Origin of the sequence: Bacillus sp. RB3, from assembly GCF_030164735.1 — a bacterium.
Classification (GTDB): domain Bacteria; phylum Bacillota; class Bacilli; order Bacillales; family Bacillaceae_G; genus Bacillus_A; species Bacillus_A cereus.
The window spans coordinates 1-24,710 of record NZ_JASNGE010000043.1 but is presented as its reverse complement, the minus strand read 5'-3'; the positions used below and the strand labels follow the sequence as shown (position 1 = coordinate 24,710).

Here is a 24,710-nt window from a genome sequence, read left to right as displayed (position 1 = left end):
AAAATTTAAAGAAGAAGGGAACTTATTAATTGTATATGGATTAGTAGTAAATACTGAACAATGCATTAGGGAAAACGATATTACGTATATACATTATGTTATTTCTTGTCTTCCGTTTGCAAGCTTAAGAAAAAAAGAAGATACAAATGTTTCACCTGCTTATGTCTTTAGCTGTTTAATGCGAGAAAAATATGGAGGAATCATATGGAGTCAAAAATTCTTATTGTCGATGATGATAAAGAGATTAGAAATCTTATCTCTGTTTATTTGGAAAATGAAGGTCTGAAAACTCAAAAAGCTGAAGATGCTATGGAAGCTTTACAACTGTTAGAAGAAAAGGAATTTGATTTGATTATTTTAGATATTATGATGCCGAATATGGATGGCATTGAAGCATGTATGAAAATTAGGGAAGATCGCAATATGCCTATCATTATGTTGTCTGCAAAATCTGAGGATATAGACAAAATTCAAGGTCTAGCCTCTGGCGCAGACGATTATTTATCAAAGCCGTTTAATCCATTGGAATTAATCGCTAGGGTAAAATCTCAATTAAGAAGGTTTAAAAAATACAATTCATCAATAGAACATAATAAAAGCATTCTAGAAATTGGTGACTTAACCGTAAATACAGATACACGTCAAGTATGGGTAAGAGGAAAAGAAACAAGGTTAACTCCAAAAGAGTTTGCTATTCTCGAACTACTTGCCCGCAACAAAGGGACTGTCCTGAGTGTAGCAAAAATATATGAAGCAGTTTGGAAAGAGGTTTTTTATAAATCAGATAATACAGTCATGGTGCATATTACAAAAATAAGAGACAAAATTGAAGAAGATTCTAAACATCCCATTTATATTAAAACTGTGTGGGGAATTGGGTATAAAATATGAAGAAAATTAGTTTTAGAAATAAAATAATTATAAAACTTTTGGTTGCTGTTGCAGTTAGTTTTTTTGTTGCGTTTGGTTTAACAATCCTTATGGTGTTATTCGTCATAGATCCATTATTTAAAAAACACGAAGATTTTGGTATGTTTGAACTCAATTTATCATTGTTATTCTTATTCTCGTTCGCAATTTTTAACTTTATAGTAATTTTTTTGATATTGGTTCGAAAGAAAATAGCATTTTTGAAGCTCATTTCGGAAAATGTGAATGATATTGCAAATGGAAAACTGGGTTTGACAATTGGGATTAAGGGGAAGGACGAATTGACCCAACTTGCTCAAAATATAAATTATATGTCTAAGGAATTGGAGCATACATTTGAACAAGAAAGGCGATTGGAACGTACAAAGAATGAACTTATAACCAATGTATCTCATGACTTACGCACCCCGTTAACATCTATTATTGGCTATATAGATTTATTAAAAAGAGGGCAATACAACAGTAACACACAATTACAGGAATACCTTGAAACCACGTATTCAAAGTCACAGAGACTGAAATATTTAATTGATGAGCTGTTTGAATATACTCGTTTATCGGGCATAGATGTTAAGTTAAACCTTAATGAAGTTGATTTATCAGGTTTGTTAGAACAAATAGTTGGAGAATACATTCCTATATTTGAAAAGGAGGGTTTAATCGTTCAAAAATCAATAACGGAAGAAACAATACCTATTTTCATAGACGTAGAAAAAATGGTACGTGTTTATGAAAATCTGTTTATGAATGCGATAAAGTACAGCATGAAACCATCCGAATTATCGATATGTCTTGAATTAATGGGTAACAAAGCAATTTTGAAAGTATCAAATAAAGTCGAGAAGCTGCCTGTTAGCGATCCAAATAAATTGTTTGAAAGGTTTTTCAGGGGGGATAAGGCAAGAAAAGATGATCAAGGAAATGGACTGGGACTTGCTATCTCAAAAAGAATTGTTGAACTTCATCATGGTAATATACATGCAAAATATAAAGATGGCTGGATGTCCTTTATTGTTGAACATCCAATCAAATAGATTGGCTTATGGAATTATAGGTTCCATAAGCTTTTTTTATAAAACTTAAGAATTCTTAAGGGTTTTACAGGGTGTTTCCTAATTTTCATAGTTTATCATGAATGTATTCAAAGCGATGAGGGGAGAGGAGAAATTAAAAAGAAAATTTTCTTTACAGCTTTCAAGTGGATACATCGTGACAATCTCATGAAAAAGGTAGATGCAACATGACTATTTTGTTAGTAGCAAATTAGAATAGCAGATTATTTTAAAGAAATGAAAAAACAAACGTAGGAGGAGATATATATGATAAAACCAGTTGTAGATGTAAAAAACATTCAAAAATTGTACGGTAAAAAAGGTGAGAATCAATCACATGCATTAAAAAGTGTTTCATTCTCAATTCAAGAAGGTGAGTTCGTTGGAATTATGGGACCTTCTGGTTCTGGTAAAACGACATTATTAAACGTAATTTCAACACTTGATAAAGCAACGGGCGGCGTTGTTGAAATCGCGGGTACGGATATTACGAAAATGAAGCAAGGTGAACTTTCTGATTTCCGTTCACAAAAATTAGGATTCATTTTCCAAGACTTTAACCTATTAGAGAACTTATCTATTTATGAAAACATCGCACTTCCATTATCTCTTCAAGGTGTCGCGTCACGTAATATTGGACCGAAAGTAGAAAAAGTAGCGGATATGTTAGGGATTACAGAAATTCTTCAAAAGTATCCATCTGAAGTATCTGGTGGACAGAAACAACGTTCAGCAGCAGCGCGTGCATTAGTGCATGAACCTGCAATTATTTTAGGGGACGAGCCGACTGGATCTCTAGATTCTAAAAATGCAACGAGTTTACTGGATGCGATGACGAACTTAAATAAAGAACAAGGTGTATCTATCATGATGGTTACGCACGATCCGTACAGTGCAAGTTACTGTCAGCGTATTTTATTCATTCAAGATGGTGAGCTATATAAAGAAATTCACCGTGGTGGTTCACGTGAAGAGTTCTATAAAGAAATTTTAGACGTGCTTGCAGACTTAGGGACACAAAAAGCGTAAGAGAGAGGGTTCATGTATGTTATTTAAACTTTCCATGTCAGGGCTAAAAAGCAAGTTACAAGATTACATTGTCTTACTTGTTGGTCTTATCGTATCTATTTCTACTTTTTATATGTTTCAAACGCTATCATTAAATAAAACGTTTCTTGAATCTAGCTCTTCTATTCGGGATATTGTATCTATATTCCACATTGGTTCCTTTCTGTTAGCGATTATAACATTTTTCTACATTTTATATGCAAACTCTTTCTTAGTATCTCTTCGCCAAAAAGAGTTTGGTATGTATATGATGTTAGGAGCAAAAAAGCATAAAGTTACACTACTTATGTTTATTGAAACAATCGTATTAGGTGCAGCGTCTCTTGCGATTGGAATTACAGTTGGTGTAGGACTTGCAGAAGGTATCGGACAGTTACTAATGAAGCAATTGGAATTTCCTGGTGAGGGTTATCAAGCATTTTATATTCCATCTATAACTGTTACGTGCATCTTCTTCTTTGCATTATTTGTACTATCAGCAATTATGAGTAGTATTAAATTAGTACGTTTTTCCGTATTACAACTTGTACATGCAGATGCACAAACAGAACGTGTCGCGGTAAAAGGAAAAATGACAGTTGTAGTTGCATTCCTTGGTTTAATTTTGTTAGGTATTGGTTATGCATCACTGACCTATATTCCACAAGCGGGAATGGCTGCTCTCGGATTAATGGCCCTTGGATTGACCACAGCAACCTTTGGTACTTACCTTTTATTTGGATCACTTCTGCCAGTTATGATTAACAAGTTAAAGAGTAATAAAAAACGTAGTGAGAAAGGCCTCAATGCTTTTACTTTTGCACAATTAAATTTTCGTATGAATAGCCTAGCAAATGTGCTTGCCACGGTAGCAATGTTAGTGGCCCTTGGAGCTGGTGGGATTTCTGGTGGTATGGCATTTAAAAACAACGTAATAAAAATGGTTAATGGTAGTGAAATTTACGATTCAGTCGTTCATAATCCAACAACTGAAGAAAAGAAAATTTTGAATACCATCTTATTTACAGAGAAGCTTGAATATCATTACAAAATAGTTGGTCAGTCTATTTACTATTTAAAAGAGGATTTAGAGAAAAATCGTCCTTTAGTATTGAAAAATAGTAATGAGAGAGCAGAGTTTGGGAAAACAAAGAGAGTTTCAGAAGAGTTGCCAATTGGTGCAAACGTGAAGAAGTCACCGCAACAATGGAGTGAAGCTTTCGAAATAATCCAGCCATATTATATGTATCCTGATCATGAAATAAAAATTGTAGACAAAAACATGTACCATAGTATAGAGGGTCTCGAAAGTACTGTGTTTATTGGGAAAACAGATAATTTTAAATCATACTTAAAGGAATGGAAACAACTTGACGAATTACAGTTAACTAAATATACAAGTATGAAACCTGAAGAACTGAAGAGTAAATATCGAATGTATGATTCTTATCATGGCATGTTCAGTGGATTGATGTTCATGGGCTTCTTCGTCGGAATTGCGTACTTAGCAATGATGGCAAGTTGCCTTATGTTTAAAGTTTTATCTGGTGCATCCAAAGATTGTACGCGTTATCAAATGCTTCGTAAAATCGGTGTTCGCCGAGAGTTATTAACACAATCGATTTATAAGGAGTTATTCTTCGTGTTCTTAGTCCCAGCAATTGTTGGCATTGTTCATGTATTAGTTGGTATGAACATGTTCGGAGCCATTTTGATTGATCCATATTTTCGTATTTGGTTACCAATTGTTATTTTCGTAGTGATTTACTCGATTTATTACTTCATTACAGTTCAATTGTATAAAAGAATTGTGCTTCCGAAAAAAGATTAATGTAATGATGTTATTTATACGAAATGTCAATATAATTAGCTCCCGTTTTATTGATCATCCTAAATGGGTACAGGAAATTTGGAAATAATAAATGGACTAGCAGTACAGTCCATAAACAATTGGTTCTAGTGCAAAAACTTTAATATTATATCTTTTACTTATGAACAGACTATTGAAAGAGTCTGTTCATTTTTTATGGTTCTAGTGCAAAAATAATAGAATATTAAGATTGAGTGGAAGATGCCTAACGGAATTGAACTTTCTGCTATTAAACCACAGAATTTATTAATAAGGTGTATCTACTTTTGGAAATATGCATAACCTCTATTCCAACAATCATTTTTTAGCTGTTTGCAATGATTTTAAGCCAAGTAATTACATTGGAAAGAATCAAAAACAATTGTCTGTTTCTACTCTTAAGTGAATGGTCATGTTGCCGTACCTCATTTTTTATCCTTTCTAATGTCCGCTAATGCCTGTTGCGTGATTTTGTTCCATTGCTACACAAAAGCTGTTATCTCCTGTTGCAGAATCCTTAAATTATTAAGGATTCCTTTTTTATATCTAAAATCCAAAAATAAAAAGATAAGATTCAGGAACAGGATCTTATCTTTAGCACAAGGAGTAAACAAAAGGATAACCATCTTATTTTTACTATGATTTATTTTTTGTTAATTTTGAATATTAGAACCGTAATTAACAAGTATATCTATATTGAGGAATTTATTACAAAATTAGTTATAAATAATCCAAAACTCCAAAGTAAACTTTTACCCAAAAGTTTACTTTCAAATTAGAAAAGATTAGGTCCTCAATGGGCTTTACCCCAGCCATAAACCTTATGATCAAAAACAAAGGGCAATTCAACTATCAAACTCATATAAATTTTAATCTTGTCTAAGCATCCATTAGGATATACAATTGATCATCTATTTTTCTTTACATAATCTCCAGATACAGTCCATATCAACTATAGATTCTTGCCTTATGCTAAATGTAATCAAAAAGCAAGTAGATAAAGATAATGACTAAAACATTAACTCTAGATACTTTTTTGATGAATATTACAAATAAACAGGAGGTAATGAAAAATGATTAAAACATTATTAGCAGGAGCACTTTTAAGTACAGGATTAGTAGCGGGAGGTGCAGTAGGTGCAGAAGATGTAAAATCAGATCAAAAAGTAGAAAAATCAAAATATAGCGAGACAATTGAAAGACCAGAAGGTACAGAATCAAAACCCGGATTTGAAATTGGAGCCCCTGAAAAACCAGAACATGCAAAAACTGTTGAAAGAACAGAAGGCACAGATTCTCAAGAAGGAAAAAATTTACCAGTAAAGGAAGGTACAGAATCAAAACCCGGATTTGAAATTGGAGCCCCTGAAAAACCAGAACATGCAAAAACTGTTGAAAGAACAGAAGGTACAGACTATCAAGAAGGAAAAATGCTACCAACAAAAGAAGGAAATTAAATAATATATAGTTATAACGAAGAGCATCCAAAAAGGGGTGCTCTTTTTATATTATAGGGATCAACTAGTTTTACACAACATAGAGCTGTAGGAGGAATTGAGGATTAGAACATGGGGTACTGTTTTTTCAAATTATGGTGTTTAGAGCAATAGTTTTGGTGGTAACGTTACAATACAAACATTTTGTTAGAGATTTTTTAAATTTACATAGACTCTAGATAGACTACATATAAACTTCAGATACTTGTTTTATGATACAAGTAATCAAACAAAAGGAGGGGGTTACAACAGTATTAACAGGGCACTCTTTTAAGTATAGGAGATTATTAGTAGATGGAGAAAATGTTGAAGATGTACAGACAGATACAAACATATTTCATATAAATAAAATGAATTGCAACAAGCTAAAAGTACGGTTCTAAGAAATTTGAGTTATAAAAAGAAAATAGATAAGTATAGTAAAAATAGGTAAATTGACAAGAGAACAGCACTTTGTGTATATCACAGGTGCTTTTTATTTTGATCTAGGACTTGAATTAAACTTTTATACTAAAATATATATAGGAAAAGGTGGAAGTTCATTGCACAAAATTATTTATGGAATATTAATTTTAATTTATACTTTGTATTCATTTTTTGTAAGTGATGGAAGTGAAGTAAGGTTTATTATGGTGTTAACTATAGTACTTATCTTTTCTGTGGTTTTAGAAAAAAGGATTGATTAAAGGTCGTTTTTTTAACACTTTTTAAAGATATTTAATGTAAATTATTATTCAAAGGTTTATTTTCATTTCCCCTTAAATATTGAATTTACTATATTTTTATTGATATCATAAAAATATATATAAAAGTATACAATCGAATCATTGTAAATAGAGGGATTGAAAAGTAGATAAATAAAAAGCAATATATATATTTCGGTAATAATACTATATTCCTCTCTATCTACCTATAATTATATTTTTACTAATTTTTTATGATATCAACATTGGTTTAACGTAGTTTATATAACATGGATAAGTGGGATTTTTAGAGAGAAGGCGAGTTTGTATTTATGAATTCGCAAAATTCCTAAAAATAAAACATATGCATGTTAATATTTGTTGTATAATAAAATCAATCCATATGTAAGATGGTTTCCCCGTTACAAGTAATGAAATAGTTTGATTCGCCTTTATACATTATCTGAAAAAGAACTTGTAGTGATTTTTACAAGTTCTTTTTGTTTTTCTTATTGTATTTAGAGAGGGAATTTTTAAATATAGAAGCAATGAAGAAATATGATATAAAGTGTTCTTCATTTTATAGATGTACTAAACCGTATGAAGAGGTAAAAAAAGGGAAACCTAACGAATAATTAATGATTTAGGGGGTACCAAATGGAGCATAAAACAAAGGTAACAATAGGGGATTACGTTCAATTTTCATATCGTAAAAATCCTAATTTACAATTAATTGGGTATGTAGTCAGTGTTCTACAGAACACAATTGTTGTAGAGATTACAGAGATAATGGGAATTGAAGTAGATGATGTTAGGCAAGTAGTAAAACATGGTTACTATAATAAAGTGGTTCAAAAACAAATAAAAAATAATGTTTCATAAAAAGTGCTCCTAGATAAATTTAAGAACACTTTTTAGATGAAGTTACTGGATTTCTTAAGATGATGAATAACAGCTGTTAGATAGTAACATATTCATTTAGAAAAAGCACTCATCATGGATGCTTTTTACGACTATGCTTAATGTTTGCGAATCAAAAACGAGTTTTACAAATGATACAAAATGTTAAACTAGGGTACAGAACCCATATACTTATATCGTGCGATTGATTCCGAAGGAAACACAATTGATTTTTATTTGAGTAGTAAACGAGATGCCAAAGCTGCCAAGCGATTTCTAAAGAAAGCCTTGATTTCTTATCATGCCACAGGACCTCGTTCTATAACTGTTGATGGAAATAAAGCCTATCTTGTCACGATAAGGGAACTAAAAGACGAACAGTGCCATACTACACGGTATGCCACTTCGTGTGAAAAAATATTTAAACAATATCATTGAACAAGACCACCGTTTTATCAAAACCCGGATTTGGAATATGCTTGGATTAAAATCATTGCATACAGCTACAAAAATGATTGATGGAATAGAAATTATGCATATGGTCAAAAAAGGACAAACTTTCCATGGGGAGAAGTCTGTCAAAAGGCAGATATATCTTATCAATGAACTCTTTGGTTTAACAGCATAACGTTCAATCCCGCTAGAAATTTTTTACTCTTCTTTCATATCCTACTATTTTTGCGCCAGAACCTAAAAAACGGCACCCTTTCTCATTTATATTATCAAGAAAGAATAACGCCTTTTTTGTACTTGGGGGTAGTAAAAATTCTTAAGTTGATGGGCATGTGGCTGTGTCCCAACATTCGTTAGAATAGAAAAGAGGCATCTTTCCGAAGCAGAAAAGATGCCCTATTTTACAACAATTAAAATTCAAGATGCATTTTTCGTACCGGAATCTTACAATTTAATTTAGTCTCTGTAATTTAAATTTTTGATTATTATTAGCTGTAAATGGATATACTATAACATTTGTTCCATTTTTAGTACCAGAACCAGTTACATCTAAATACCTAGAGTTTTTCTTATTTTTCAAATAAAAATATCCATTTCCTGCATCTTCAACTATCCAATAATGCTCTTCATAGTATTGGTTAGGTGTAGAAAAAACATTGTTAGAACCTTGATAGTCATTCCAAGCTAATATTAAATTTTCATTTGTTACACTTTTAATTTGATAGGCCTTTTTATTTGAATCATATACTAACTTCCATTTTTGATTATTACTGCCGTTATTGCTCCATAAGGTAACATTATTCGTTGATTGATTCATATCTATAACGCTACTATTATTTAACGCAGAAAATAGTTGATAGGTACCATTCAAATTAGCTCCAGGAATGTTTTCTCCTACTTCTTTATATACGACATACTCCATTCCATTGACCGTTGCTATTACCGCATATTGGTCTTTTAAGTTTAATGGAAGCCGGTCAACCCACATGCTTGTATTTGCTCCTCCGCTCCACATATTATGAGTAGTCCGTTTTGTTAAATTCATCAATTTATAGGACGCATTTGGTGCATTTGCTCCCGTTTTTATTTCAAATGTATAAGCATTGTGTATCGGTTTGTAGAAATATTGAACACTTGACGGACGAAGTCGATTCATAAGATCCTGCTCTTCTTTCTCCGCAATTTTAACCGATTCATATAATTTATCAGCATAATTCTTAAGATCTTGCCAGCTATCTTTTGCTGTATTAAGATCTGCTTTTATAAAAGCAAATTCTTCTGGGGTAATAAATGTGATATTTTTTACTAAATTATTATATTTTACTGCTACAGTATCCCAAAGATTAGACATTTTCTGTATAGAAGTAATAGCTGTGTCAATTGTTTCCGCCATATTCGTAGTCTTATTTTTTGCATCAGTTATAATAGCTATTTCTGCTTGTGCCCCAGAAATTTGTGCTTTTAAAATTTCTATTTCTCGCTCAGCAGATGCAATATTACTTTTTGCTGTTGCAATCAGCGGTCCACCAATGATACACGTTATTAACGTCGCGCAAAGTACTGAACCTGCAATAATTTGATCATTGCTTTTTTTGATAGACTCATTATACCCATTAATTCGCTGTTCTAAATATGGAATACCTGCAGTTGTACTAGCTAAAATAGTCGTTAATTGACTTGTATCTTGTTGAAAATTTTGCGTATCTGCTGTCATTTTATTTCGGAATGTTTTAAGCTGTTCCAATAGCTCGGTAACGTCACTTTTATTAGTCAATATACTTTGATACAATTTTTCGAGCTCAGTTTTCAATTTTTCAGTATCTTTTTGATCTATCGCATCTAGTAAAATACTATAGTGTGTTTGAAATGTATCATTATAATTTACAATGTTTTGATTCGTATTCATAATACGTGGTTTAAGATTATCTAACCAATAGGTCGCGTTTTTTTTTGCATCGTCCTGGTGCTTCAGCATGTTTGCTCGTAAATAACTATTAAGGGAACTTATACCACTAAGGTCTGTCTCTTGTTGATTACGTATTGTTTTGGCATATGAATCCATAACAAGTACATTAGATATTGCTGGTGCTAGTACATCTTGAAAGCCCTCAGGACCAAGTGAATAATTATGAATGGTTTCTTGCGATATAGTTGTATGGACTTTTTGTTCTGCCGCGAAAGTATGAAGTGGTACTATATTACTTGTTGCCATTCCAGCAATCATCATTGATAATAAGAATTTCTTGTACAATTTCTTATTCACATTATCCCACCTACGCTTTTTAAGAATTCGTATCTTTTAGTGAGCATTGAGGAAGTTCCCTGCTCAAGTTTGAATAGGGAACCCTTATCATATAAAATCAATTGATTATTCTGTATCTACTAATTTAATATCAGTTTCATAAAGATTTGCAGCAGTGTCTCTAACTTCTTGCCAACTTTTTTTAGCCACATCGAGATCCTCTTTTATGAAAAATAGATCGTTAGAGTCGATAACTGCAATATTTTTAAGTAAAGATTTATATTTTGATCCAATTACATCCCATTTGGTTGAAAGATTTTGTAGTGCAGTAATTGCTGTATCAATAGTCTCTGTTAAGGATTCAGTTTGCTCTTTTAGATTGGTTAAACCAGCTACTTCTAATTGAGCCTGGGTTATTTGTCCTGTTATATTCTTAATCTCTTCCTGAGCCTTATCCATCTCTTGCTTTGCTATAACAATTCCCGCTATACCTCCTGCTGTTGCTCCTAAACCACCTACAATGAACACCACTCCTAGTTTAGCTCCTAAACCAGTACCAATTAGAACTGCTCCACCTATAATAGCAAGTGGACCTAAAGCCGTTGCAACTGCTGAGCCAATAAGAAGTTTATTATATTCAGCAATTGTAGCATGATACGTTGTGAGTTGATTTTGCAACAGCGGAATTCCAGCATCCTGACTTGCTAAAATAGACGTAATTTGAGTTGCATCATATATAAAGTTTTGCGTATCTGTTGCTAATTTACTTCGGAATGCTCTCAGTTCTCCCAATAATTCGTCCACTTCCGCCTTATTTGCTACAACATCATTATTTAGCCTTGTAAGTCCATTTGATAATGTTTCCCTGTCCTTATCTTTTACAGCATCTATTAACGTATTATAGTAATTTTGAAATTTAGTATTATAATTAATAATGTTTTCATTCGTTGAAATCATTTGCGGTTTAAGTTTATCTAACCATTGCCCTGCATTTATTCTGGCAATATTTTGATCATTAATTATTTTCGTTCGTAAGGATGTATCAATTGAATTGATCCCATTGAAATCAGCATTTGCTTGTTTAATGATTGTTAAAGCATAAAGGTCCATTACTAAAGCATTTGACCCTGTATTTGTTATTGCCTCTTTAAGACCCTCTGGTCCTAATGAATACCCCGGGTACTCGTCTGTTGTACCTGTTTTAGCATGAATAGGAGTTGATTTTGCCGTGCTTTCCGCTGCAGAAGCATATGTTGGCATGATACTACCTGCTGCCATTACCGTTATTAATGAGGATAAAGCCATTACTTTATAAGGCTTTTTTGTCATTTTTGTCTTCTCCTTTAACTTTCAGTATAGTCATATTTCACTCTTTGCTTAAACTTAATTTATTGTTACATTTGTAATGAAATTTTCAAACTGTTTTGTTTGCACATACAGTTCATCACTGAATTTTTTGAGCTGAATTAATTGATTTTGCAATCCAACACTATCCATGTGTGCCCCTACACTCAGATTGAGTTGGATTTGGATCATTGTATCATTTAGCGCTTTCCAATCATTCATCAAATATTCAAAAGTAGTAATTTGCCGCTTAATCATCTCGGTAAACCCATTCATTTGATCCTCAATAAAAGTCATTTCAGTCACTTGAATTTGGTTTTCTGCTAACTGCTGAATTAGTGGTAATAATTCTTTTTGTTTCTGCTCAATGATCCTAGCAGAAGCAGCTGTTTGGCTGTCGAAAAGATCTAAAATTCCACCACCAAGAGATGAAATAGAGATAAAATCTATAGTTTGAGTCTGAGCTGCTCCACCCGCAATCGTAAAAACTTGCTTCCCAATATTTATAACTCCGTTACGAACTTCATTGGGTCTATTTAAAATTTTTGCGAGTTCTACTAGTATCTCTTCTTGAAGTCTTTTAATATCAGCTCTTAGCTGTGTAACAGTTCCATCTGACCCCTCTAAGGATTGAATTGCTATTTTTGCTTTTTCAGAAAACCCTTTGTTATCTTGAAGCAATAAATCATTAAAACGATTTAGCTGCAATAAGGTTTGGTTCATATTATCTTGGATAGTTTGTACGTCCTGTTGAAGTCTATTAAAAGCATTTACAAAACTCACTTTTGTTTCCGCATCTGTATTTACCGTTTCCGCTAAATCATATAATGTACCATAGTAACCATTGAATCTTGTACTAAAACGCTGCATATCTTGATTTAAATCAACTAACTTAGGATTATATTCATCTAACCATTCGCGAACATGATTTTTTACAAATTCTTGGTGATTCGTTAAACTGCTCATACCAGCCCCTTTAATGGTTGGTTGCTGTAAAATAATTAATCCATATGCTTGCGCTAAAGGTGATTGTGAACCTAACGTTCTAATCGAATGTGATAATGTATTCGCATTTTTGACATTTTGTACATATGTTGACTCTGATTTAGACTGCACCCTCTCCGCGTAAGCACTTACATAGTTGGAAGGACTTGCTAATATTGCTGTAACCAATAATCCTGTAACTAAAGATTTTTTCACTTGAACTCCTCCTTTTCTTATTTTTTAAAGAGAGATTCTAGATTAGGTCTGTTAAATTACTATTTTTATAAAGGAAATAGCACTAGATATTGACTAGATTCTTTCTTATTCTCCTTTTTCGGGGGAAGGAAAAAGATACTCCCTATTAGAATATATAAACGTCAGAAAATACGCAATATTGCGATTAATTATCCGCTATAAGATAATAGTGACTAGTTTTTTTATGTTTTGTTATATATATACCATTTGAAATATATTATTTTTTTTTGGTAATGTCATATTTAAAATAAAAATATATATACGAATTAAGAAATTCATCGTTAATTGTCATAAATTTTTACAATATTTTTGAATGTGCTTATCTTTCCAAAATGTAAAAATAAATACTCTTAAATTATATTGGGGAATAAAATTTAACCTGTGACCGATTTTTACATGTATCTAAGCTTGTACCCTATTTGGACACATTTTAAGCGTTTTCTGTACGTTAAGAGACATCTGTCCAGAAAATCTATGTTTATGGACAGGCGATAAAACTCAATAATATCAACGTTTTTTAGCTATAATCGTGTTCATAAAGTGTGTATAAAAATCAATGTTCAATTAAACTTAGTATTTTATCTTTATGAACATATACTCATCTTAAAAAGACACTATAATCATAAAAGTTTGTAATCCTTAGCGTACAATTTTCCCGAAATGGTATGGTGAGGTCTAAAAGTAAAATAAAATTGTCAAAAAATGATACCAATTTGATACTATCCAATATTGATATAGAGAATGAAAATAGTTTAAGAAACTAAAAAAACAATACGCCGAAATTTGTATCAATTTGTAAATAAACAACAAAAATAATAGAGAATAAAGCGTATATATTCCTAATAGATGCGTGTTTCTTTTCCAGACCAATCAAATATCTTTTTTAGAGTAATAGGGTCAGTATGTCGAAGTTTTAGAGATTACCTACACATCTATTAAAATTTTTGCACCAGAACCATACTATGTAATTGAAGCAATCCAGGAAACGAAAGATGGGGGATAAAATAGTTAATATTCAATAAATAGTCTGCTTTTGTATGGAAGAAGAACCTAAATTGGGTTCTTCTTTTTTAGTTCAAAGTTTACACCTTTTTGAACATGTTTAAAGATTGCAAAGATAAAATTAGTTTTACAAAAAATACAAAATGTTAAACTTATAAAACCCAGTGATATCATTATGTGTATATGAAGTCACTGGGTTTTGATTTGGATATTTAATGGTGTGTTTTACAAATTATAAACAGATATGAACTTAGTTTTACTTTTTAAATATTATCCGTCCTAAAAATCTTGAGATATCAAAAAAGCAAATCACAAAATTCATAAAGAATTGTTTTCCATCCCCTATAAGAATATGTACATCAAAAGGTACACCTTTTGATGTTTATTAAAATCTAACCGATTTAGTGCTTCGAAAGGTTCAAAAATGCATTTTTAAAGTACTAAATAATTAATGGTACCTTTTGAAATATTATTGGTTTCATTTCAATATAAACAATTCCGGCTATATAACTAAAAAATATGATATAATATCTATTGAACATATGAATAGGATAACAACTACCTGCTGTTGGCAAGTAGCAATTTATCTAATGAAAAGATCACTTGTTTCCAAGACAAGTGATCTTTTTATATACATTACCTATACTATTTTTGAGATCCATTAGATATTTTAGTTCCCTTATTTATATTGTGTACTCATTTCCCCACTCCTTTGATTTAAATACTATATCCTGTTTTCAGCAGCATCGAGTTATAGTATCGACTCGATATATAATAAATATTGTTTAATCTAAAAGCCTCTGTTCTATCATACAGTCATCACAATATAAATTGTTATTTGCACTTTTTATAAATACTTCTTCACTAGAGTCAAATGAATATCGCTTTTCATATCCAACTTCACATTCTTCCATGTAATTTCGTTCTTAATGTGTAAAAGTGTAAACGTGGACATTTACACTTTTACACAAGTTCACAAAAATAATGCAACAATAAATTTTTATATTGTAATATAATTAAATAGACTTCGTTATTTACAAACAGGAGGGGTTTCATTGGAAGACTTTGATGATGAGCTACACCAAATTGATATGGATCAAAAAGAAGCGATACTAGTTGTAAGGGCTTACAAAAGGTATTTAGTAAAAACAGATGAAGATAGGGAATATGGAACAGAAGTAATTGAACGTATTAGCAATAGTGATACTACTCGTGAGGATGCGGATTTTATTATAAGATGCACGGAAGTTATTGATGATCTTATCGATAAAGTTGTCGAGGAGAAAGTAGCAAATAAAAGCTAACCTACTACTATAGGATAACCCTCCTAAAAAACATCTAGCAAATAGACTACGGATTATCTCTAAATGAGCTTGTTGCTTTACGAATGAAACATGTGCATTTTTAGAACTATACATTATCTATTCCTGAACTAGTGACCCAAGATATCATAGCGATAATTCACTCTTTGTTTTTTGCCACTTTAGGTTCGGAACCTATCTTTGGAGTTATGATGAAGATGTACCAAGATTTCTAACGGAAATCTCTATCCAAAAAAATGATTAGGTTGGAGATAAAGCGGGCAAATGTGAGGAAAGGGATTTCTGCACAATATTTTCGAAATACTTTTATTTTAAAGATAATTCAGAAGCAATGCACAGCTGAACATATTGTGAAGCAATTAGGGTTTAAAACTCACATATAATTCTTTAGTCGAAAAGGAATAAAAAAACTAGTTTGTTAGACAAACCGCTTTTTCTTTTTACACTTTTTTCTTTTTGGTAAGTCAGGAAACTTCTTCATTGTGTCAACAGCATGCATGAGCGTGAAATATGGATGTTTTAAAATCATTTTCGGTCCGCTCTTTTTCATAACTTCCTTAACTAAATCTTTCATATCTGGTTTATAACAATGAATTTTGCAATTTTGGCATGCTGGTTTCTTTTCTTGAAATGGACATTTTGATAAACGAAAATAAGCATAAGCTTTTAATTTTTGACATTCTTCACATAGAGTATTTTGTTTATGTTCGTTTTTACAATACATATCAATCATAATGCTAATTGTTTTCTCTTCACGTTCAATTCGATTCATAAATTGGCGCCTCCTGTTTCAAAGTCTCTCTGCTTTGATTGTAAAACTTTTTAGAGGGTTTACTTGAATTTTTAATGACAGTTTTTCTAAAGTTTATCTCTTTCCTAAGACTTAAATATGGTTCCTTCTTTTTCTTATGAGCTTCGGGTACCTAAACGACTCGAACAGCAAGAATTCACTTGATTTTTCCACGTTATTAATTGATTCTATTGGAAGGTGGGGAGTATTTGAAGTTTACTGCTATATCAAATAATTCAGCCTTAGAGCACGCAATCTGCGTTTTGTTTTAGGATCACTATGCAATTTTTAAATTAATGAATGTGTGGTGGTACCGCTTATTATAAAATTGGATTTTTAGTGAAATGAATGTTAAGTTAACTTTACATTTTGTTAATTATGATATACATTGAAGGTAAGAGGTGGTGAACTTGACTATTTTTAACAAAGTAAAGGAAATTAGAGCTCGTTTTAATTTCACACAAAGTGTATTAGCTGAAAAAGTAGGAGTGACGAGGCAAACAATCGCAGCAATTGAAAAAGGGGATTACGTCCCTTCATTATTACTAGCATTGTCAATTTGTGATGTGTTTGATTTGAAGATGGAAGAAGTGTTTGTATTAAATAAGGAGGAAGAAGAGGATGAATAGATTGATGATTTCTTATGTGTTTAATGTACTTATTATGGCATTAACATGTTGGGTATTCATTGAACTTTATTACGGCATTATAGAACTTGCCAATATTATTGAAGCTAAGAAAGTAGCCTTTGAAGTATCATTAAATTTTACACCAGTCTTATTTTTATTAGTTATAGGTATTGTAATAACAATTTTTTATAAAATACAGAGGAAGAAATATAACGCCCTTTCATATCTGATGTATCCACTATTGTTTCCCCTAGAAGACGAACGTGAAAAGTTAATTACTGAAAGAGCTTGTCGTACAGCATTTGTTTCACTATGGTATGTGTTAATCATCGCAATTGGATTTTTAGTGCTTTCTCCTATTTTTAATATATATATTCCAGGATATCCCTTATACATTGTATTTAGTGTTTTCTTTATTCAAATGACAGTTTTTTATTTATCTTTATACCGAAATAAAATAATGTAAAGTCAGACCCTCTTGCAAAAGCAAGAGGTTTTTTTAGCTGATACTAGTATATAGCGATATTATTTTATAAAGATGATTTTCGTTTCTGAGGGGGCTTTAAAATCTTAAGTTTATGGATTATGGAGGCTACTCTATTACTTCGTATTTACCTGTCCAATCCTATTTTATCTAAGGGTGAACTTTGTTGCTTCAACAGAAAAAAACGTTCTCATATGAAATTGTTTTTAGAATTATTGATATAAAACTTAATGTGGAATTAAAGTAACAAAGAAAATGATAATTGCCCATATGGATACTCTAATTCAATATATACAACTTTGAATGGATATACATCTACAAATTAAATATCTGTAACAGGTGAGACATAAATCTGTTCAGCGTTTTCGCCAGTAAAACTCTTAAAAAATGTTAAATAAGAACTGAAATGTTTTTATTTTTATGAATTTTTTCTATTGTTAATAGGATGAATTTGGCGATATGTAATTTAAATTTACAACAAAATACTACAATTTCCTATTAAATAACAGTGAAAGTAAAATTAAATATATCTATTTTATTAAGATAGTACTACATTCATGGGAAATTTGTTCAATTGTATATAGAGAGATATTATTTTAAATAGTTATTAATAACGAAGGAGAAGAGGGAAAATTATGTTCAATCAAAGAACAAGAAATGGCGTCAAAAAAATCCTAGCAATTACAGCAGCTAGTACGGTGTTTTCGATGTTTGGATCATCAATTTCTATCATAGAGGCGGCGTCTGCTCCAGGAGTTTATGTTAAACCTAAAAATAGTGTTTCTTCAGATATTATTAGTATAGACTGGTCTCCTGTTCAAACAGCACCTTATACATATTGGGCTGTACATAACTGGAACCAGGGGGGAGAAGCTGGTGGGTATGCTGGATTCCAACAACAAAGCGGTTTTGATGAAAATGGAAAGCGTACTTTACACTTTGCAGTTTGGGATCCTATTTCTTCTAAGGAAGCAATAAAAGCAGAATATGTATCCCCTACATCAGTTGCAAGTAATTTTGGTGGAGAAGGAACAGGTCTTAAAATTCAGACGACATATGATTGGAAGAATTATAATTGGTATCGCATGACAATGCGTTCTTGGCAAGAGAATGGACACACAAAATTTGGACAGTGGTTAAAAGATGTTTCAAAAAACCAATGGAAGCTTATTGGGATTATGGACTTTCCAGTTCCTAACGTTACATTTAACTATGGACAAATGCTGTTTCAAGAAGACTGGCTTGGTAATGGACAAGATGTAAGAGAGGCACGTGTAAAAAATGGATATGGAAGAAATATCTCAGATAAAAAATGGACATCTTGGAATACTCAATCGATAGAGGGGCAAGAGCCATTGAATAATAATTGGGATGGGGGAGCTACTTCAGAATATCTTTGGTTTAAGGCTGGGGGAGACTCTCGATCAACTATTGGAACAGGAAAAACATTTACGTTAAATCAACCTAGCCAACCTGAAATAGGAAAACTAGATTATGATGTAAAGTCTATGTATTATGAAAATGAAAAATTAAATATAACTTGGCAATTAAAAGATAGTAGTACACCTCAATTTAAGGGGAAAATTGAAATTTATAATAATGAAAATATGACGGGCCAACCGATTAACGTAATTAATGATATTAAATCTTATCAAAATGGAATCAGTCAATCTATATCATTACCAACAAATACTTATGCAAAAATTGTATTAACAGATATATTTGATCAAACTGTGGAAAAAAAGGTGAAAATCAAAAATGAATTTCCAAACATTTTAGAAGGGGATCGGTTTGCATGGTCGATGAAGGGTATAGGAGATTTTGAATTTGCAAAACTTGATTTAAATAAATCAACAGAAGAATTACAAGTTAGTTTAATAGCAGGTACACCACACAATTATTTTGATAGTACGTATGCAAGTATTAAAGTACAGGATACATCAGGTAAAGTGGTATATAACAAAGAGGTTTATGGGAATACCCAACAAAAAGCTGAATCAAAAACAGTCCCAGTAAAAGTGGGCGATTTTATTGAACTTACACACCTAGAAGGTGCAGAGAGAGCAATATTAACAAATTTAGATAATAATCAACGCGAAAGCTTTGATAAAAAAGTAATATATGAAGTTACAAAGGATGGTTTGAAGAAAGTAAATCAAATTGTTATTCCTAAGCCGGACACAGAAGCTCCTACACAGCCACAAGGATTATATGCAAGTGATGTTACAACAAACAGTGTAGAGTTAAAATGGAACCCTTCTACAGACAATGTGGGTGTAAAAGAATATCAAGTGTTACGTGATGGACAATTGATTCATACTGTACAAGAAACAAAGTTTACTGATCAAAACCTTACAGCTAATAAAGAATATAAATATACTGTAAAGGCTGTAGATGCGGCTGGAAATATCTCGGTTCCAAGCAACATCCTTACAGTAACAACAAAGAGTCAAAATGTAACGTATGAAAAATGGGATCCCAAAAAGGCATATACAAAAGGAGATAAAGTAGAGTATCAAGGGAAATTTTATGAAGCGGTTCAAAGCTATCAAGGAAATGGAGATCCTACTTGGATATTTGCCTTGTCTTTATGGCAACCATTTAAACTAATATAAAAATCTTTTACTTAAATTTTATATATTCGTTAGTGGTCGCAAAAATATGTTTAGATTTTAGCAGAAGATTTCAAAATTGTAAGGGGAAAACTTAAAATCTATATTTAAAGTAAATGGTAGTAAAAATACCAAATCTGAATTTTATTAAGAAAGTGTACTAAAAAACTTGATTATATCAAGGGGGATATAGATTTATCACTGAGAGAAAAAAGCCCTGCACACAGGGCATCTAAAAAGATACCTTAGCAATAACGACAATTAGGGAGAAGTATTAACTAAGGTATCTGGGTGGATGGTTGCATAGTAAATATGCAATTTTGAGCATTGTTGAATGTATTGGGATATTCAACAAGTTCAGAGTAACACAAACTTTCTGTTAATTCAGCTGGTAAATTTGTCCGAAAATACGGATCTATAAATCCACTTTTTACCTCTAGTGTGGATTTATAGATCCTAACAAACGTGTGATTCGAATTTAAAGTAATACCTTTAGAGACTTTTACTGGTCTATTATGAAAATTATACGATTTAGGGAAGTTCCTGAGCATATCGTTAAGACTAGACCACAGGATATATATAATACTTAAATCATGAGAATCGACAATATCTATGCATATCTTGTCATAACAACAAGACTTTTTGTAACTCTTTATTAATTAGGGGAGAGGTCATGTTTGATGAGAATGATAATCTGATTAGGAGGAATAGAGGTGGAACTAACTAAATTGGAAAAGGTAATTGTTATTAGTACATTTGTTCAAGGGTTAGGTGAAGAATTCCTGGAAAATAGCAAGGAAAACCATTCTTTAAAACAACTACTTAGGGAGATAGAAAAGGTGTTTAATGATTCAACACCGGATCAAATGCGAGAAGCAGCTGAAAGTGTATTAGAAAAATTCATTTATGATTTAATAAAAGAAAACAATCTTTCACTACTAAAAAATTAATTAAGACTTAGTGCGAGAACGAGAGGGCAGTAAGGAAATGCCTATAAGGAATCGTTACCGTATCCCTATAAAAATTAATATCAAGCTTGCATAAGGAATGATATATAAAGAGTTTATTCTCTTTATATATGCCAAAAGTCAGTTACTTGTTTTCGAGAATCATGTTTTCTAACAATCTTCATTATTTTTTGCATTGTATTTGGTGATGGTACATAATCCTTGTCATTACACAGTTGGCCTAATGTATTTCTGTTTACTTTACTAGCTTTAGAAAAATCCTGAATTGAGTAATCGTAGCTAGCTAAAAATTTAGCTAGCTTTGTTCTATGTCTCCCAATACCTCTACCCCACACGCTAATCTCCTCCATAATCTTTTTTAATCATCCTTGTCCAAAATGCAAAAAACTATACGCAATTGCACAGAAAAATTTGCATATTGTACAAGCTATTCACAATAAGATGTATCAAGGTTGCTACCAAAGTAGCTATCAAGGTAACTCTATCAAACTTCTAAGTTTGTAAGCCCATGTATTATCAACATTCAAAATTCTGTTTATAAAGGGGAAATTTATATGTTAACTACATTTATCTCTTTAGGAGCTTTAGGATTAACGACAATTGGAGGGGCGCTGTTAGAAAAGCATCTTGTTAAAAACGATCATGTTGCAGCAGCAAAACTTGTAAGCGATGGAATATATCATGGAATAAGGATAGGTGGAGTTTGTTTCATTGGTTATGTATTCATTCAAATTGTGGTGATGTTTTAAGGAGGAAATTACATGGGGATTTTAAAGAATTGGCTTCATAAACAAACTTTGAAGAATCGACTTATAGAGGTGTTTGTAAAAGCAGGTTTATATGTAGATCATCAAACACGAGGTGGGAAAGTACCCATTTACCCGAAGATACATGACATTTCTTCCTCGAAAGAAAAGGTTCGATACATATTTACCATTCCAAACGGATTAGATCCGAAAACCGTTGAAAAGAAGTGGTTTTGCTTTCAACAAATATTAGGCCGTAATGTAGCAATTGAAGGTGATATTAAAAGATTTGTACTTAATGTGTTTCATTCGGATGCTGGGCTACAAGCATACAATTACAGTTATAACAAGTGGCAGCCATTACTTATACAACATCATCTTCCTGTAATTGTAGGGCGTGATCAATTTGGAAATATGATTACGTATGACATGATTGCTTCAAACACGCCGCATCTTCTAATTGCGGGAGAGACAGGGAGCGGAAAAAGTAGTATGGTACGTGTTGTACTGTCCACACTCATTCAATATATGTCTCCTGATAAATTACATTTGTACCTAGGCGATTTGAAGAATTCCGAATTTCATTTCTTGCGAAGGGTGAAACACGTAAAAGAGGTTTGTATGGAAGAAATCGAAATGAAGATTATGCTGCAGAAAGTGTGGAAGGAAATACGCGAACGTAGAAAATTGATGGAAGAGTATGAAGTAGATCATATTGACGAATACAACAAATTAAATCCTGATAATCAGAAACCATATATCTTACTTGCTATCGACGAAGTGGTCATGTTGCAAGATGAAAAAGAATGTATGTCTATAGTTGAAAAAATATCGGCAGTCGGAAGGGCACTTGGAGTTTTTTTAATGTTAAGTATGCAACGTCCTGATGCAAAAGTGTTGGATGGTAAGTTAAAGCTCAATATGACGGTTAGAATGGGCTTTAAATGTGATAGTACAATTAACAGTAATATTATGGGTACTCCTGGTTCAGAACGCTTGGAGCAATCTGGCCAAATGATATTAAAGTTAAATGGATTAAAGAAAGTACAATCTCCTTATTTAGAATTAAGTAAAGCCAAGAAGATAGTTGAACCTTATCGCGTTCCGAAAGAGAATATAAAGTTGCAAAACCTACCACAAGAAGAAAATCAATTATTCGGGGTGTTAGATTATGAGGAATAGAGACAAAGCCATACTAAACAATTTGAAGCGTTTTAGATGTATGTCTCGTGATGACATTATTGATTTGCATTTTCAAGGATTAAAGAACGCGGTTACATGCTGTAATACGGTGATGAAGCGATTAAGAAGAGATGGTCATGTAGATGCCAATATCTCGCAACAGCCATACATTTACTTCCCTCAATCCAGCACACTTCGCAAAACTAGCCAAAAGATTCCCCACTTTCTAGGCATATTAGATGTGTATAAACAGCTTATCTATTATGAAAAACCTAAACTGTTTAAAGTGGAGCCAAAGTACGGTAAAGAATTCATGGAACCGGATGCATTTACAATTTGGCGTAGATCTCCATTTTTTATTGAAGTCCAAAGGTCAGTTTACAGCAAAAAAGTTATGCAAGATAAAATAAATAGGTATGAATTATACTTCCACAGTCAGGAATGGCATAACGAATCTTGGCAGCCAAAAGAATCTAAATTCTTTCCATCAATACTTATAATTACTGAAAAGTATTATAATATCAGCTCTTTTAGCCTACGTATTTTTCAAGCTTCTTCAATTAGTAATTTCTTGAATAGCCTTGCTGTAAAAGCACAGTAATAGTCCCTAATCAGGGATTTTTTTCTCTAAAGAGGTTTCTTAATTTAAATCTACGTTTATGAGGTCATCATTGACTGAATTAGTTCATCCAATTTAAAAGTTTTTGTAGGAATAGAAGTATTTATCGAAATCTATTTATTAACGGTTCGCCTCTCATCAATAACATATGATAATTAATATAAATCAGTATCTTTTATTTGATAGAATCACTTGATTAGGCGTTCTTAAGTAGTGTTTGTTAACCTTTAAGGAACATAGTTACTTTCAGCGCATCGTCTCTTTAGTCATCGAATCAATTCCACATACCTTTGGAAGGAGGAATATTACCTGGGATTTCGAAAAATGTTTACATATCCTTATAACAATAATTGATATCGAATGTTTTCTACCTTAAAACTAGTTAGGCGATAAAAATAACATGAATGGACATAATAAGTTTGGTAAATTCATGTATTACTTTTTTAATCACAGGTATTATATTGCTTATAAAAGGATGTGTGAGAAGTGAGAATTGGAGTAGTTAAAGAGATAAAAAAGGGAGAAGCACGTGTAGGAATGACCCCTGATAATGTTCGAAAGCTAGTTGAAGAAGGGCATCAAATCTTAGTAGAAAAAGATGCAGGTATTGGATCAGGATATACAAATGATGAATATACAGGCGCAGGTGCAAATTTAGTAGCACAAGGAGAAGCTTGGGAAGTCGACATGGTAGTTAAAGTAAAAGAACCATTACCTGAAGAATATCGTTACTTTAAAAAGGATCTTATAATCTGGGGTTTTTTACATTTGGCTGCGTCGAAAGAGTGTGTAGAAGCAATGAGAGATGCTGGTACTACTGCAATTGCAGGAGAAACAATTAGCGAAGATGGTGTTTTGACATTATTAAAGCCAATGAGTGCAATTGCTGGCCGTCGTGCTGTATTTATGGGAGCATATTATTTAGAAAAACAACATCAAGGGGAAGGGATTTTATTATCAGGTATTGAGGGAATCCTAGCCGGAAATGTAGTTATTTTAGGTGGAGGAAATGCTGCAATTAATGCATGTGATATGGCAATTGGAATTGGGTGTAGTGTTACAATCCTAGAGGTTAATCAAGAAAGAATTGCATATTTAAGAAAGCAATACGCAACAGAAGA

The 24,710-nt window shown here is 32.2% G+C and carries 20 protein-coding genes and 4 pseudogenes; 18 read left to right on the top strand and 6 right to left on the bottom strand.

The annotated features are described in order from the left end of the window. The first annotated feature begins 204 nt into the window (after positions 1–204). The 8 genes and pseudogenes from QO049_RS27865 to QO049_RS27835 all read left to right on the top strand — a co-directional run. The gene (locus QO049_RS27865) at positions 205–891 is read left to right on the top strand and encodes a response regulator transcription factor (RefSeq protein ID WP_214632371.1); all 687 of its coding nucleotides are present in this window, start codon (positions 205–207) and stop codon (positions 889–891) included. Then, positions 888–1,964, top strand: coding sequence for a sensor histidine kinase (locus QO049_RS27860; RefSeq protein ID WP_214632372.1), 1,077 nt, complete (start codon positions 888–890; stop codon positions 1,962–1,964). Before QO049_RS27865 ends, QO049_RS27860 begins: the two co-directional genes overlap by 4 nt. Before the next feature lie 285 nt (positions 1,965–2,249). Beyond that, a complete protein-coding gene (locus QO049_RS27855) occupies positions 2,250–3,011 on the top strand; it encodes an ABC transporter ATP-binding protein (protein WP_284489688.1) in 762 nt (253 codons plus the stop codon). Positions 3,012–3,027: 16 nt separating this feature from the next. Further along, the gene (locus tag QO049_RS27850; protein WP_065705919.1) at positions 3,028–4,860 is read left to right on the top strand and encodes an FtsX-like permease family protein; all 1,833 of its coding nucleotides are present in this window, start codon (positions 3,028–3,030) and stop codon (positions 4,858–4,860) included. A gap of 1,091 nt (positions 4,861–5,951) precedes the next feature. After that, positions 5,952–6,335, top strand: coding sequence for a hypothetical protein (locus tag QO049_RS27845; protein ID WP_284489687.1), 384 nt, complete (start codon positions 5,952–5,954; stop codon positions 6,333–6,335). 244 nt (positions 6,336–6,579) lie between these two features. Continuing rightward, positions 6,580–6,773 (top strand): annotated as a pseudogene (locus QO049_RS30830) (histidine kinase). 941 nt (positions 6,774–7,714) lie between these two features. Further along, positions 7,715–7,939, top strand: a complete 225-nt coding sequence (locus QO049_RS27840; protein ID WP_284489686.1) for a DUF2187 domain-containing protein — start codon at positions 7,715–7,717, stop codon at positions 7,937–7,939. Between the two features lie 198 nt (positions 7,940–8,137). Then, a pseudogene (locus tag QO049_RS27835) lies at positions 8,138–8,585 on the top strand (IS6 family transposase); the annotation flags it as partial. A gap of 276 nt (positions 8,586–8,861) precedes the next feature. Here the strand turns inward: QO049_RS27835 and QO049_RS27830 are convergent. From QO049_RS27830 to nheA, 4 genes and pseudogenes are all read right to left on the bottom strand, one after another. Next, complete coding sequence (locus QO049_RS27830; protein ID WP_284489690.1) at positions 8,862–9,227, bottom strand: RICIN domain-containing protein; 366 nt, start codon at positions 9,225–9,227, stop codon at positions 8,862–8,864. A 369-nt stretch (positions 9,228–9,596) separates the two neighbouring features. After that, a pseudogene (gene nheC, locus QO049_RS27825) lies at positions 9,597–10,673 on the bottom strand (non-hemolytic enterotoxin subunit C); the annotation flags it as partial. Between the two features lie 105 nt (positions 10,674–10,778). Then, positions 10,779–11,981, bottom strand: a complete 1,203-nt coding sequence (nheB, locus tag QO049_RS27820) for a non-hemolytic enterotoxin subunit B (protein ID WP_284489685.1) — start codon at positions 11,979–11,981, stop codon at positions 10,779–10,781. Positions 11,982–12,035: 54 nt separating this feature from the next. Beyond that, a complete protein-coding gene (nheA, locus tag QO049_RS27815) occupies positions 12,036–13,196 on the bottom strand; it encodes a non-hemolytic enterotoxin subunit A (RefSeq protein WP_284489684.1) in 1,161 nt (386 codons plus the stop codon). Positions 13,197–15,292: 2,096 nt separating this feature from the next. On the opposite strand from nheA, the gene QO049_RS27810 reads away from it, so the two are divergent. Together QO049_RS27810 and QO049_RS27805 are read left to right on the top strand one after the other, a co-directional pair. Beyond that, positions 15,293–15,541 carry a hypothetical protein gene (locus QO049_RS27810; protein ID WP_284489683.1) on the top strand — a complete coding sequence of 83 codons (249 nt, stop codon included), beginning with the start codon at positions 15,293–15,295 and terminating at the stop codon, positions 15,539–15,541. Positions 15,542–15,582: 41 nt separating this feature from the next. Further along, positions 15,583–15,942, top strand: a pseudogene (locus tag QO049_RS27805) (site-specific integrase); the annotation flags it as partial. A gap of 35 nt (positions 15,943–15,977) precedes the next feature. Here the strand turns inward: QO049_RS27805 and QO049_RS27800 are convergent. Then, positions 15,978–16,331: a nitrous oxide-stimulated promoter family protein gene (locus tag QO049_RS27800; protein ID WP_284489682.1), complete on the bottom strand. Its 354-nt coding sequence runs from the start codon at positions 16,329–16,331 to the stop codon at positions 15,978–15,980. 428 nt (positions 16,332–16,759) lie between these two features. Between QO049_RS27800 and QO049_RS27795 the strand changes: the two genes are divergently transcribed. The 4 genes from QO049_RS27795 (at position 16,760) to QO049_RS27780 (ending at position 21,024) form a co-directional block, all read left to right on the top strand. Next, positions 16,760–16,978 (top strand): helix-turn-helix transcriptional regulator, encoded by a 219-nt coding sequence (locus QO049_RS27795; RefSeq protein WP_000151822.1) that lies wholly within the window; start codon positions 16,760–16,762, stop codon positions 16,976–16,978. After that, positions 16,971–17,444, top strand: coding sequence for a DUF2178 domain-containing protein (locus tag QO049_RS27790; protein ID WP_098852960.1), 474 nt, complete (start codon positions 16,971–16,973; stop codon positions 17,442–17,444). The genes QO049_RS27795 and QO049_RS27790 overlap by 8 nt, the downstream gene beginning before the upstream one ends. A 653-nt stretch (positions 17,445–18,097) precedes the next feature. After that, positions 18,098–20,077, top strand: a complete 1,980-nt coding sequence (locus QO049_RS27785) for a DUF3472 domain-containing protein (RefSeq protein WP_284489681.1) — start codon at positions 18,098–18,100, stop codon at positions 20,075–20,077. A gap of 710 nt (positions 20,078–20,787) precedes the next feature. Next, complete coding sequence (locus tag QO049_RS27780) at positions 20,788–21,024, top strand: hypothetical protein (RefSeq protein WP_065705901.1); 237 nt, start codon at positions 20,788–20,790, stop codon at positions 21,022–21,024. A gap of 122 nt (positions 21,025–21,146) precedes the next feature. Here the strand turns inward: QO049_RS27780 and QO049_RS27775 are convergent, their stop codons facing one another. Continuing rightward, a complete protein-coding gene (locus QO049_RS27775; RefSeq protein ID WP_000264559.1) occupies positions 21,147–21,377 on the bottom strand; it encodes a helix-turn-helix domain-containing protein in 231 nt (76 codons plus the stop codon). 219 nt (positions 21,378–21,596) lie between these two features. On the opposite strand from QO049_RS27775, the gene QO049_RS27770 reads away from it, so the two are divergent. From QO049_RS27770 to QO049_RS27755, 4 genes are all read left to right on the top strand, one after another. Beyond that, complete coding sequence (locus QO049_RS27770; RefSeq protein ID WP_246963716.1) at positions 21,597–21,791, top strand: hypothetical protein; 195 nt, start codon at positions 21,597–21,599, stop codon at positions 21,789–21,791. Between the two features lie 12 nt (positions 21,792–21,803). Beyond that, on the top strand, positions 21,804–22,970 hold the full coding sequence (locus QO049_RS27765) for an FtsK/SpoIIIE domain-containing protein (RefSeq protein ID WP_284489680.1): 1,167 nt from the start codon (positions 21,804–21,806) through the stop codon (positions 22,968–22,970). Next, positions 22,960–23,571 (top strand): replication-relaxation family protein, encoded by a 612-nt coding sequence (locus tag QO049_RS27760; RefSeq protein ID WP_087965745.1) that lies wholly within the window; start codon positions 22,960–22,962, stop codon positions 23,569–23,571. The genes QO049_RS27765 and QO049_RS27760 overlap by 11 nt, the downstream gene beginning before the upstream one ends. A gap of 504 nt (positions 23,572–24,075) precedes the next feature. Next, positions 24,076–24,710, top strand: a 635-nt coding sequence (locus tag QO049_RS27755) for a Rossmann-fold NAD(P)-binding domain-containing protein (protein WP_481748641.1), incomplete at its 3' end; no start/stop codon positions are given.

What these genes read in the sequence shown, in the direction of transcription:
- QO049_RS27760 (WP_087965745.1), top strand. Translation starts at nt 22,960, where the DNA reads ATGAGGAATAGAGACAAAGCCATACTAAACAATTTGAAGCGTTTTAGA.
- QO049_RS27845 (WP_284489687.1), top strand. Translation starts at nt 5,952, where the DNA reads ATGATTAAAACATTATTAGCAGGAGCACTTTTAAGTACAGGATTAGTA.
- QO049_RS27770 (WP_246963716.1), top strand. Translation starts at nt 21,597, where the DNA reads ATGTTAACTACATTTATCTCTTTAGGAGCTTTAGGATTAACGACAATT.
- QO049_RS27785 (WP_284489681.1), top strand. Translation starts at nt 18,098, where the DNA reads ATGTTCAATCAAAGAACAAGAAATGGCGTCAAAAAAATCCTAGCAATT.
- QO049_RS27850 (WP_065705919.1), top strand. Translation starts at nt 3,028, where the DNA reads ATGTTATTTAAACTTTCCATGTCAGGGCTAAAAAGCAAGTTACAAGAT.
- nheB (WP_284489685.1), bottom strand. Translation starts at nt 11,981, where the DNA reads ATGACAAAAAAGCCTTATAAAGTAATGGCTTTATCCTCATTAATAACG.
- QO049_RS27765 (WP_284489680.1), top strand. Translation starts at nt 21,804, where the DNA reads ATGGGGATTTTAAAGAATTGGCTTCATAAACAAACTTTGAAGAATCGA.
- QO049_RS27865 (WP_214632371.1), top strand. Translation starts at nt 205, where the DNA reads ATGGAGTCAAAAATTCTTATTGTCGATGATGATAAAGAGATTAGAAAT.
- QO049_RS27830 (WP_284489690.1), bottom strand. Translation starts at nt 9,227, where the DNA reads ATGAATCAATCAACGAATAATGTTACCTTATGGAGCAATAACGGCAGT.
- QO049_RS27855 (WP_284489688.1), top strand. Translation starts at nt 2,250, where the DNA reads ATGATAAAACCAGTTGTAGATGTAAAAAACATTCAAAAATTGTACGGT.
- QO049_RS27860 (WP_214632372.1), top strand. Translation starts at nt 888, where the DNA reads ATGAAGAAAATTAGTTTTAGAAATAAAATAATTATAAAACTTTTGGTT.
- QO049_RS27790 (WP_098852960.1), top strand. Translation starts at nt 16,971, where the DNA reads ATGAATAGATTGATGATTTCTTATGTGTTTAATGTACTTATTATGGCA.
- QO049_RS27840 (WP_284489686.1), top strand. Translation starts at nt 7,715, where the DNA reads ATGGAGCATAAAACAAAGGTAACAATAGGGGATTACGTTCAATTTTCA.
- QO049_RS27800 (WP_284489682.1), bottom strand. Translation starts at nt 16,331, where the DNA reads ATGAATCGAATTGAACGTGAAGAGAAAACAATTAGCATTATGATTGAT.